At 59.9% G+C, this 10,734-nt stretch carries 7 protein-coding genes, 1 tRNA gene and 1 rRNA gene; 6 read left to right on the top strand and 3 right to left on the bottom strand.

The window, feature by feature from the left end; translation table 11 throughout:
- Positions 1–113, top strand: a 5S ribosomal RNA gene (gene rrf / locus WG939_RS06185); the annotation flags it as partial.
- Positions 114–161: 48 nt separating this feature from the next.
- Positions 162–234, top strand: a tRNA-Ala gene (locus WG939_RS06180).
- A 39-nt stretch (positions 235–273) separates the two neighbouring features.
- Here WG939_RS06180 and WG939_RS06175 read toward each other — a convergent pair.
- Positions 274–1,185, bottom strand: a complete 912-nt coding sequence (locus tag WG939_RS06175; RefSeq protein ID WP_445227882.1) for an AraC-like ligand-binding domain-containing protein — start codon at positions 1,183–1,185, stop codon at positions 274–276.
- Positions 1,186–1,299: 114 nt separating this feature from the next.
- Between WG939_RS06175 and WG939_RS06170 the strand changes: the two genes are divergently transcribed.
- The 4 genes from WG939_RS06170 to WG939_RS06155 are packed head-to-tail and all read left to right on the top strand — an operon-like array spanning position 1,300 to position 6,791.
- Positions 1,300–2,697, top strand: a complete 1,398-nt coding sequence (locus tag WG939_RS06170) for an aldehyde dehydrogenase family protein (protein ID WP_339983721.1) — start codon at positions 1,300–1,302, stop codon at positions 2,695–2,697.
- A 13-nt stretch (positions 2,698–2,710) separates the two neighbouring features.
- Positions 2,711–4,084, top strand: a complete 1,374-nt coding sequence (locus tag WG939_RS06165) for an amino acid permease (protein ID WP_339983719.1) — start codon at positions 2,711–2,713, stop codon at positions 4,082–4,084.
- 3 nt (positions 4,085–4,087) lie between these two features.
- Positions 4,088–5,755, top strand: a complete 1,668-nt coding sequence (locus WG939_RS06160; protein ID WP_339983717.1) for an alpha-keto acid decarboxylase family protein — start codon at positions 4,088–4,090, stop codon at positions 5,753–5,755.
- Between the two features lie 13 nt (positions 5,756–5,768).
- On the top strand, positions 5,769–6,791 hold the full coding sequence (locus tag WG939_RS06155) for a histidinol-phosphate transaminase (RefSeq protein ID WP_339983715.1): 1,023 nt from the start codon (positions 5,769–5,771) through the stop codon (positions 6,789–6,791).
- A 538-nt stretch (positions 6,792–7,329) separates the two neighbouring features.
- Here WG939_RS06155 and WG939_RS06150 read toward each other — a convergent pair.
- Both WG939_RS06150 and WG939_RS06145 read right to left on the bottom strand, forming a co-directional pair.
- On the bottom strand, positions 7,330–9,171 hold the full coding sequence (locus WG939_RS06150; RefSeq protein ID WP_339983713.1) for an FAD-dependent monooxygenase: 1,842 nt from the start codon (positions 9,169–9,171) through the stop codon (positions 7,330–7,332).
- A 109-nt stretch (positions 9,172–9,280) separates the two neighbouring features.
- Positions 9,281–10,645, bottom strand: a complete 1,365-nt coding sequence (locus WG939_RS06145; RefSeq protein WP_445227881.1) for an MFS transporter — start codon at positions 10,643–10,645, stop codon at positions 9,281–9,283.
- Positions 10,646–10,734: the final 89 nt, after the last annotated feature.

Here is a 10,734-nt window from a genome sequence, read left to right as displayed (position 1 = left end):
TGGTTGATAGCGTAAGGGAAACGCCCGGTCCCATTCCGAACCCGGAAGCTAAGCCTTACTGCGCCGATGGTACTGCACCTGGGAGGGTGTGGGAGAGTAGGACACCGCCGACCAAAAACTTTATAAACTTTGAAGAGGGCCAAGAAATTGGTCCTCTTCAAGGGGCATTAGCTCAATTGGTAGAGCATCTGCTTTGCAAGCAGAAGGTCAGGAGTTCGATTCTCCTATGCTCCACAAATTTAAACCCCGCATCCTTTCGGATGTGGGGTTTTGTCATGCGTGCAACTTCCGGAATTCCCGCGGCGAATGACCGTATTGGTTCTTAAATATGCGGGAGAAATAGGAAGCATCGTTAATGCCATAGTCAGCACACACAGAGGTAATGGAACGCGATGACAACGCCGGATTCGCCAGGTCCGCCCTGATGCGTTCAAGGCGTCGATCCCGCACATACGCCGAAACGGTCAGCCCTTGAGAGGCAAACTGGGCATGCAAATGCCGCACACTCACATACAGCGCGGCAGCGATGGTGGCGGGCGAAAGATCGGGATGCGAAAGATTGTCTTCAATATAGGACTTAGCCTGCTGAAAGAGTAGCGGGCCGCTGCCGTCGGCAAGCTCGGAGGCGTATTCGGAGGAAAATACCGAAATCAACATGTTGATCGCTGAACGTACGAGAGCTTCTGCGTGCGCGCCGTCGAGGAGATTGATGTTGGCGGCTAGCTGCTCGAACATCGGAATGGCAACCCTGCCAAGACCGCTGTGCCGTGTGATGGGGGAAGCGGTTAGCGCCGAGATCTGAGCCGGGGTAAAGGACAGGAAGCTTAAGGGCAAATACACCACCAGTGTTCGCTGCGGACTGTCGTAGGCGAGTGAATATGGTCGCTGGGTGACATAGAGTGCTAAGTCGCCGGGTTCCAGTACGCAGGTTCGGCCATCTTGCGTCATCGTGGATGTTCCCTCCAACTGCAGGCTGAGCTTGCAGAATGGGTCCGCGTCGGAGGCGGAACGAGTGACTGTGTGGGCGGTGGTGCTCATGTCCATCAGGGAAACGTCGCCAAGGCGTGCCACAGACATGGAAGCGCTGAAATCTGCAGGAGCGCTGATCTCGATGCGCCCGAAGTGCTCATTGACCGCGGTGCGCCAGCCGGCAAGGTCATAGTGCTGCAGAGTCATAGAGACCATCATAAAGTGACCCACGGCACATTCATAATCAAGTTGCATGCACTCGGAGTCAAGAATTCACAATGTGATGTGGGCAACATGGATGAAACCCCAAAGTTTATGAAGGAGGATTCCATGTCATACGAGTCTTTGCTGGCAGGCATCACGGCTGACAGTGGCCGTGAGATCCACAACCCGGCAACCGGTGAATTGCTCGGTGTCTGCCCGGAAAACACTGTGGAAGACGTCAATGCTGCCATTGAACGGGCGAAGGGAGCGCAGAAGGACTTCGCTAAGCTCAGTGACCAAGAACGCTGCGAACTCCTCATGAAGTGTGCGGATGCCGTGGAAGCACACGCAGAAGACCTCGCCCAACTGCTCACCCGCGAGCAGGGTAAGCCACTCAACGGCCCGAACGCCCGCTTCGAAGTCGGGGCCTGCGTCGGTTGGCTCCGCGCTACCGCCTCCTTTGAATCCCCTGACTACGTCGCCGTCGACGCGGACGTCAAGGCCACCGTCACCTACCGTCCGCTCGGCGTCGTGGGCGCCATCGGCCCATGGAACTGGCCAATGATGATCACCATCTGGCAGATCGCTCCCGCTCTGCGCATGGGCAACGCTGTTGTGGTCAAGCCTTCTGAATACACGCCACTGTCCGTCCTCGCACTGATCAAGGTACTGAACGAGGTGCTGCCAACTGACATCCTCCAGACCGTCACCGGCGCCGGCGAGATCGGCGCTGCACTGACTGCGCACCAGGGCGTCGACAAGCTCATGTTCACCGGCTCCACCGCCACCGGCAAGAAGATTGCTCAGGCATCCGGCGACAACCTCACCCGCCTCACCCTGGAGCTCGGCGGCAACGACGCAGGCATCGTGCTTGACGACGCCGATGCGGCCGCTATCGCGGGCGACCTCTTCTGGGGCGCCTTCATCAACACCGGCCAGACCTGCGCTGCCATGAAGCGTCTCTACGTCCCAGAATCCCTGTACGACGCCGTATGCGAGGCCCTGCTGCAGGTCGTCGCCGCTTCCCCGATGGGCGTGGGCACCGAGGAGGACAATGTGCTTGGACCGCTGCAGAACAAGCAGCAGTTCGACATCGTCGATGGCCTGGTGAAGAAGGCTGTGGAGTCCGGTGCACGGGTGCTGACTGGCGCGAACCCTGACTACGACGCTCCTGGCTACTTCTACCCTGCAACGCTCGTGGCCGACATCGATCCGCAGAATCCATTGGTTACCGAGGAGCAGTTCGGCCCGGCGCTGCCGATCATCAAGTACACCGACCTCGACTGGGCGATCGAGCAGGCCAACTCCCTCGACGTGGGACTTGGCTCTTCCGTATGGTCTTCCAACCGTGAACGTGCCCTCGAGGTCGCCACAAAGCTGGAAGCTGGCACCACCTGGATTAACGCCCACGGCGCCGTCGATCCGCGCGTCCCATTCGGCGGCATCAAGTCCTCCGGCTACGGCGTCGAATTCGGCACCGAAGGCCTCAAGGGCTTGGCCTACCCGCACATCATCAACGGTTAAGGGGGCATCGCCTATGACTACCACTGCACCTGCCGTCGAATTACAGGAAGATGGTCTCCACCGCGGGATGAAGTCCCGCCACCTGCAAATGATCTCCTTCGGATCCGCGATCGGCACCGGCCTGTTCCTCGGCTCCGGCGCATCGATCCAGCAGGCCGGACCTGCCGTGTTGCTGGCCTTCGCCATCGGCGGCTTCATCATCTACCTGGTGATGCGCATGCTCGGCGAAATGGCCGTGGCACACCCAGTGTCCGGTTCCTTTTCCACCTATGCCCGCGAATACATCGGCCCGCGCGCAGGCTTCATCACCGGCTGGAACTGGTGGTTCACCACCATCACCGTGGGCATGCTCGAGCTCACCGCAGCCGGCACAATCATGGACTTTTGGTTCCCTGACCTGCCACACTGGATCACTGCGCTGGTGACCCTGCTGATCGTCACCGCGATCAACCTGGTTCACGTTGGTGCGTTTGCTGAGGCCGAGTTCTGGCTGTCCTTCATCAAGGTCGCGGCCCTCATTCTGATGATCGTGGTCGGCGTCGCCATTGTGTTGGGACTTACCCCGGAACCAGCACTGGGTATCAAGAACATCACCGAGCACGGTGGCTTTTTCCCAATGGGCTTCACTGGTGTCCTGTTCTCCCTGGTAGCTGTGATCTTCGCGTTTGGCGGCATCGAGTCCATCGGCACCGCTGCTGGCGAAACCCAGGACCCAGAGGAAACTCTGCCGAAGGCAATCAACTCCGTGATCTGGCGTATTTTGGTGTTCTACATCGGCGGCATGGGCATCATTGTCCTGCTCGCCCCATGGAATCAGTTGGACACCGCCACCTCACCATTCGTCCGCGCGCTGACCACGATCGGCGTCTCAGGAGCCGCAACCGGCCTGAACCTGATTGTCCTGATCGCAGCCCTTTCTGTGTTCAATACCATGACGTTCTCGGGCACCCGCATGCTTCGCGACCTGTCCATCGGCGACCAAGCCCCACCGTTCTTTGCCAAGACCACAGCCAAGGGCGTGCCTCTGCGCGCGCTGCTGTTCAACTCGGCGCTTATGGGCACTGCCGTGCTGCTCAACTACCTGTTTGAGGGCAAGCTGCTGATCGTCTTCATTGCAGTTATTGTGGGTGCGGAACTGATCTCTTGGACCTCCATCTGCCTGGCGCACCTGAAGTTCCGAAAGCTCAATCCGCACGCTGCATACAAGGCGCCGCTGTTCCCGATTGCGAACATCCTGTGCATCGCTTTCTTCGCGATGATCTATGTCCTCATGGCAATCCTCCCGGATTACCGCACGGGCGCCATCGCGCTGCCGATCTGGATTCTCGTCCTCGGGGTCATTTGGCAAGGCAAGATTATTCACGACAAAAACCAAGGAAAGGCCTAATTCATGCAGATCACCGTTGGTGATTTCATCCTCAGTCGCCTCAAGGCAGTCGGCATCACCGAAATTATTGGCGTCCCAGGCGACTTCAACCTGAGCTTCCTCGAGCAGATCCGCGACTTCGACGGCATCCGCTTCGTCGGCGCCTGCAACGAGCTCAACGCCGCCTACGCCGCCGACGGTTACGCGCGCCAGCGCGGCATTGGCGCCCTGCTCACCACTTACGGCGTGGGCGAACTCTCCGCACTTAACGGCATCGCCGGCGCCCGCGCCGAGCACGTCCCTGTGGTCTCCATCGCGGGTGCGCCGCCGCTGTATGCCACCGAGTTCAAGTGGGCCATGCACCACTCGCTTGCCGACGGCGACTACACCAACATGCTCGAGGCCATCGCACCATTCACCACGATCTCTTGCCGAGTCACCCCGATGAATGTCGTGGAAGAATTCGATCGCGCTCTGCACACCTGCCTGCGTGAAAAGCGTCCGGTCCACGTCCAGATCCCATCCGACATCACCCACCTGATGATCGAGGTCCCGGACACCGAATTCTCCACCAAGCTCGCTACCTCCGATCCGGAGCGCCTCGAAGCCGCAGCAACCGCGGTCCTGGAACGCCTTGCTACGGCCAAGGACCCCATCGTCTTGATCGACCAAGACACCGACCGCCACGGCTTCACTGAACAACTGAAGACGATCATTGAGAAGGCTGGCTTGCCGTTCTCCCAGCTCACCTCCGGTAAGGCGCTGCTTTCCGAGCGCCACCCGCAGTTCATCGGCACCTACAACGGCGCCGCATCTGCGCCTGGCGTGCAGGACCGCATCGAGAATTCGGACTTCCTGATCACCACCAACCCGCGCTTTATCGAGGTCAACTCGGGTTCCTACACCCATGACCTGCCGGAAGAGCACATCGTGAACTTCGGCGACCAGCACGCCTCCGTGGCTGGCGAGTACTTCGTGGGCATCAACACCCTCGAACTCCTCGACATCCTGGTTGAGCGCATCCCGGCCGGAAAGTTTGATGGCGAGGCACCTGGGATCGAGGATTTTGTCGTCGATAAGGCTGCGGCTTTGACGCAGGCCCGCATGTGGCCACAGATGGTCAGCCACCTGCAGAAAGGCGACGTCGTGATCGCCGAAGCAGGCACGTCCAACATCGGCCTTGGTCCGCTGCGCATGCCGGAGGGCGTGAAGTACATCAACTCCCCAATCTGGGGCTCGATCGGCTTCACCCTCCCAGCGCTGCTCGGATCCATGCTGGCTGAGCCGGAGCGCCGTCACGTCTTGTTCATCGGCGACGGTTCCTTCCAGCTCACCGCGCAGGAGCTCTCCACCATCCTTCGCGAGGACCTCAAGCCACTGATTGTGCTGGTCAACAACAAGGGCTACACCATCGAACGTTTCATCCTCGGCATGGAAGATGAGTACAACGACATCGCCGACTGGTCCTACGCCGACCTGCCGAAGGTGTTCAAGCGCGACACGACCATGAAGTCCTACCAGGCGCGCACCGAGGGCGAGCTTCACGACGCCCTGACCGCGATCGCGAGTTCCGATACCGGCGCGTTCCTCGAAGTACACTTGGATCCATTCGACGCACCGCGCGGCCTGCAGGCCTTCGGCCCGCTGACCGCCGATTTCGACTACGGCCCACGCGGCCCACGCAACCCTTAAGAAGGAGCACCTCGTGATTCGTGCAGATCTGTCTGCGCTTCCAAAGTATGTCCCTGGCAAACGCCAGGAGGGCGCTGTGAAGTTGTCCTCCAACGAGACGACTCAGCCACCACTCGCGTCCGCAGTGAAGGCGATGCAGTCCGTCTCCGCCGAGGCGAACCGCTACCCAGACATGGGTGCCATTGAGCTGCGCACCGAGTTGGCTAACCACCTGGGCCTTTCCATTGATCAGGTTGCTGTGGGTACCGGTTCCTCCGCACTGTGCCAGCAGCTGGTCCAAATCACCTGCACCGCGGGTGACGAGATCGTCTTCCCATGGCGCTCCTTCGAGGCCTACCCACTGTTCGCTCAGGTAGTGGGCGCAACCCCAGTTGCAGTTCCGCTCAAGGACGAAGCCGTTGACCTGGTTGCCATGGGCGAGGCGATCACCGAGCGCACCCGCCTGGTGTTCGTCTGCAACCCGAACAACCCAACCGGCACCACCGTGACCACCGCGGAATTCCAGGAATTCCTGGCCAAGGTGCCATCCGACGTCATCGTTGCCCTCGACGAAGCGTACTTCGAATACAACAAGGCCACCGACACCCCGGTTGCCACCGACTTCCTGGCCTCTCACCCGAACGTCGTTGGCTTGCGCACCTTCTCCAAGGCTTTCAGCCTGGCGGGCGTGCGCGTGGGCTACTGCTTTGGCGCAGCTAACATCATCGAAGCCCTGAATAAGGTCGCGATTCCGTTCTCCGTCAGCGCTGTTGCACAGGCCGGTGCTGTCGCTTCCCTGCGGGCCCGGGATGAGCTTGACGAGCGTATCTCTCAGACCGTTGTTGAACGTGCGCGTATTTCTTCCGAATTGGGAGCGATGTCTTCCGAAGCGAACTTCGTGTGGATGCCAGCAGCAACCCTGCCTGGCGCCCCTGCAGACATCGCAGCTGTCCTGGCCGAACGCGGCGTGCTGGTGCGTGCATTCCCAGAAGGAATCCGTATCACGGCCACCACGGCTGAGGAAACTGATGCATTGCTGAAGGCTTGGGACTTCTAGTCTCCCGCCGTTAAAGGCCACCCGTGGAATTGAACGATCCCAGGGGTGGCCTTTTTACTGGTCAAGTTCTGCGTTTGGCATAGTTCTAAGCCTGTGAACGCGATGCTTTGGAGACGTGGCATGGTGACCGTGAATTCGACATCCGACACGTGGGAGACGCTGATAGCGGAATTATTCCGGTCGAGGTGGCGCTTGCATCCTTACCCTTTGGGGCCGGCGAGTTGCAGGTGATCGTTCCGGAATCAGGTTGGTCGTAAAACTAAGGATGACCGGCCCAGTCGAAGCTGAAAAGGTGGGTTTTACGACCAACTTGTTACGAACAATCGAAAAGAGATGACTCCACCGCCGCACATCGTTTGATACCGGCCCTTTGTGGTTCTGCGGGTCGCAGGTGATCGTTAGTGAAAACTACTGGTATCAAGGGATCCTCGCACAAGTAACCTCGCAGTTTCGCAGAAAAGGCACCGTCAAATTGACGCAAAAGTGTCCGATCGAGGGCACCCCGATCGGGCACATATGTTGCAACTAACCCGAAAAACTACACCTCAAAGATCGGGTTCAGGAAGTTCGCCAGGCCGTCGGTGTCTTCGAGGGAGAAGATGCCAGCGACGTACTGGTCAGGGCGAACCACGACGACTGCTCCCGAAGGGGCGATGCCGCGCTCGGCAAAGATGTCGGAGTCAGGGGTGATTCCGTAGATCTTCTCCCAGTATTCCAGGTCGTACTCGCCAACTACCGGCTTGAAGGCCGCCGAAACGGACGGGATGGAGATGTCGTCAGTGGAGGCGGGGAGGATGCAACGCACGTCGAAAAGCGCGTCCGTGTCGCCCGCAGGGGTGTGGCGCTGCGGGGAGTTCTCGCTGGTCATCCACCAGTTTCCCCATTCGTTTGCGCCGGAGCCGAAGACGTAGATGCGCCAGCGACCGTCGGCCTTGTGCTGGTGGCCGAGGTGGATTGGGTTGCCGTCGGAGACTCGGCCGACGATGGCAGAGCGGAAGCGCTTGCCGAGTGGGAAGCCGGTGGCCAGGTCCTGCTGAGAGGCGCCGTGTGTGATGAGGGAGTCTTCGTACTCGGTCATGAAGCCGGCGGGGAATTCGGCGGTCTTGACGTAGAAGTCCTCCAGGAACTTAGGGTCTTCGAACTCTTCGGCAGGCTTGGCCATGAGGGTGGACCATTCCTTGTCGAAGTCGATCAGGTTCTGTGCCACGACCTGGCGCTCCGCGGAGTAGGTGGAGAGCAGGGATGCAGGGGAGATGCCGGAGACGACGGCGCCGAGCTTCCAGGCGATGTTGAATCCGTCCTGCATGGAGACGTTCATGCCCTGGCCGGCCTTGGCGGAGTGGGTGTGGCAGGCATCGCCGCAGATGAAGACGCGTGGGGAGCCGTCGGTGTCGGAGCAGTCGTCGAAGTGGTTGGTGACGCGGTGGCCGACCTCGTACACAGAGTGCCAGGCCACGTGGCGCACATCCACGTGGTACGGCGCCATGATGGCGTTCGCCTTGTCGATGATCTGCTCAATTGTGGTCTCGCGGATCTTGCCGTTATCGCCTTCCGGCACTACGCCGAGATCAACGTACATGCGGAACAGGTGGCCGCCCTCGCGTGGGATGAGCAGGATGGAGCCCTGCTTGGATTGAATGGCGCACTTGGTGCGGATATCCGGGAAGTCGGTGTTGGCCAGCACGTCCATCACGCCCCATGCGTGGTTGGCGGCATCGCCGGCCAGCTTGCGGCCGATGGACTTGCGGACCTTGGAGCGGGCGCCGTCACAGCCGATGACGTACTTGGCGTGTACGGTGCGCTCGATGCCTTCGTGAGGGCCGGTGCCTACCAGGGAAACAGCTACCGGGTACTCGCCCTCTTCTGCAATGGTGAGGCCGGTGAACTCCCAACCGTAGTCCGGCTCCATGCGGGATGGGGAGCGCTTCATGAAGGTGGCGAAGTGGTCGAGGACGCGGGCCTGGTTCACGATCAGGTGCGGAAACTCGGAGATGCCGTGCTCGTCATCGAGCGCGCGACCAGTGCGGATGATCTCCGCAGGGTTGTCTGGGTTTGGATTCCAGAAGCACATTTCCGTGATGCGGTAGGCCTCGTCGATGATCTCGCTTGCGAAACCGAAAGCCTGGAACGTTTCGACGCTTCGGGCCTGGATGCCGTCGGCCTGGCCGATCTCGAGGCGGTGCGGGCGACGATCGATGATCCGGGTGTGCACGTTCGGGAACATCGACAGCTGCGCGGCTGCGATCATGCCGGCAGGGCCGGTGCCGACGATGAGCACGTCCATGGTGTCGGGCAGCTCAGTTGGCCGGTCCACCCCCAGGCCAGCGGCAGGGAGGGTGCGTGGGTCTTCGGAAACGTATCCGTTGTGGTGGAAATGCATGGAATGTGCTCCTGGGCTCAAACAGCTAATTTTGTGTTCTGTATCTCACACGATATCAAGAATCGTATATCATCGTGCGGGATTTGTGTAGCGGGCGTCACAAGTTGCTTTAGACGCGCTTGAATCCGACCAGTGGGCTCACTGCCTGTTCTGCCTCGTGATCAGGGCCAAGTGGGATGCCGCGGCGATCCTTCAGTCCCAACACGGAGATCAGGCCGATGACGGTCATGGCGCCCAGGTACCAGGTCACTGACGTGGTCGTTCCGGTGGTTTGTACCAGGTAGGCCGCAATTGTTGGCGCGAAAGCGCCACCCACGATTGCTCCGATGGCGTAGGAAATGGACACGCCGGAGAAGCGGATCGAAGCCGGGAAAAGCTCGGTGTACAGCGCCGATTGCTGGCCATAGGTGAGGCCGAGTCCGACGGTGAGGAAGATCAGCGCGATGTATAGGTTGGTTAGTGACCCGGTATTAACCAGCGGAAACAGGGCAAGCACGCCGGCAAATTGCAAGATGAATCCGAGGATGTAGGTGTTGCGACGTCCTGCAAAATCGGACATCCAGCCGGCGATCAGGGTGAAAACCATCCAGGTAGCTGCGGAAACGGTAACGGCAAGCAGAACGTCGCCGCGCTGCAGGCCTACTGGGCCGGAAGGGTCGGTGGAGTAGTTCTGGATGTAGCCACCGGTGGTCATGTAGCCCACGGCATTGTTGCCAGCGAAAATGAGAGCCGCAACGCACACGAGCAGTGGGTGCTCCTTAAGAAGCTTGCCGATCGGCTGGTGCACTGTCTCGGCGCGCTCGGCGATTTCTGCGAACACGGGGGATTCTTCCACACCATGGCGAATCACAAAACCAACCAGGATCAGCACAAAGCTGAGCAGGAACGGCACGCGCCAACCCCACTCCATGAAGGCGTCCCCTGGGGCAACCTTGGACATAATCGTCAGCATGCCGGACGCCATCAGCAGGCCAAGTGGCACGCCGATCTGTGGGAATGCGCCATAGAGTCCGCGGCGATGATCCGGTGCGTGCTCCACTGCCATCAGGACCGCGCCGCCCCATTCACCACCGGCGGAAATGCCCTGGATAATGCGCAAGCAAACGAGCAAAATTGGGGAAGCGATACCGATCGTGGCATAGGTTGGCAGCACGCCGATCAGGGTGGTGGCCGCGCCCATCGCGATCAAGGTAATCATCAGGATCTTGCGGCGGCCGACCTTGTCGCCGAAGTGGCCTGCCAGAAAGGCGCCGAGCGGACGGAACAGGAAGCTCAGTCCCACGGTGAGGAAGGAAACGATGGTGGCAGCACCCGGCCCCATCGGCCCAAACATCAATTTCTTAAATACGAGTCCTGCCGCGGAGGCGTACAGGAAGAAGTCGTACCACTCAATAGCGGTGCCGACGATCGTAGCTGCTGCGACCCGTCGCTGCTCCCGAGCTGACGTCGCATTATCGACGCCTGCTGGCTCCATAACTGCGGTAGATGAAGACATGCGATCCCCTAGCTTTCAAAAAGTGACCTAAAACAACTAGCCCTGTGATGGGTGGTACAGGTAAAAAA

Source organism: Corynebacterium sp. H130, assembly GCF_037572395.1.
GTDB lineage: Bacteria > Actinomycetota > Actinomycetes > Mycobacteriales > Mycobacteriaceae > Corynebacterium.
Note: the sequence above shows the minus strand (reverse complement) of the source record. Positions and strands in the feature narration are given on the sequence as shown.

What these genes read in the sequence shown, in the direction of transcription:
- WG939_RS06175 (WP_445227882.1), bottom strand. Translation starts at nt 1,185, where the DNA reads ATGGTCTCTATGACTCTGCAGCACTATGACCTTGCCGGCTGGCGCACC.
- WG939_RS06170 (WP_339983721.1), top strand. Translation starts at nt 1,300, where the DNA reads ATGTCATACGAGTCTTTGCTGGCAGGCATCACGGCTGACAGTGGCCGT.
- WG939_RS06165 (WP_339983719.1), top strand. Translation starts at nt 2,711, where the DNA reads ATGACTACCACTGCACCTGCCGTCGAATTACAGGAAGATGGTCTCCAC.
- WG939_RS06160 (WP_339983717.1), top strand. Translation starts at nt 4,088, where the DNA reads ATGCAGATCACCGTTGGTGATTTCATCCTCAGTCGCCTCAAGGCAGTC.
- WG939_RS06150 (WP_339983713.1), bottom strand. Translation starts at nt 9,171, where the DNA reads ATGCATTTCCACCACAACGGATACGTTTCCGAAGACCCACGCACCCTC.
- WG939_RS06145 (WP_445227881.1), bottom strand. Translation starts at nt 10,645, where the DNA reads ATGGAGCCAGCAGGCGTCGATAATGCGACGTCAGCTCGGGAGCAGCGA.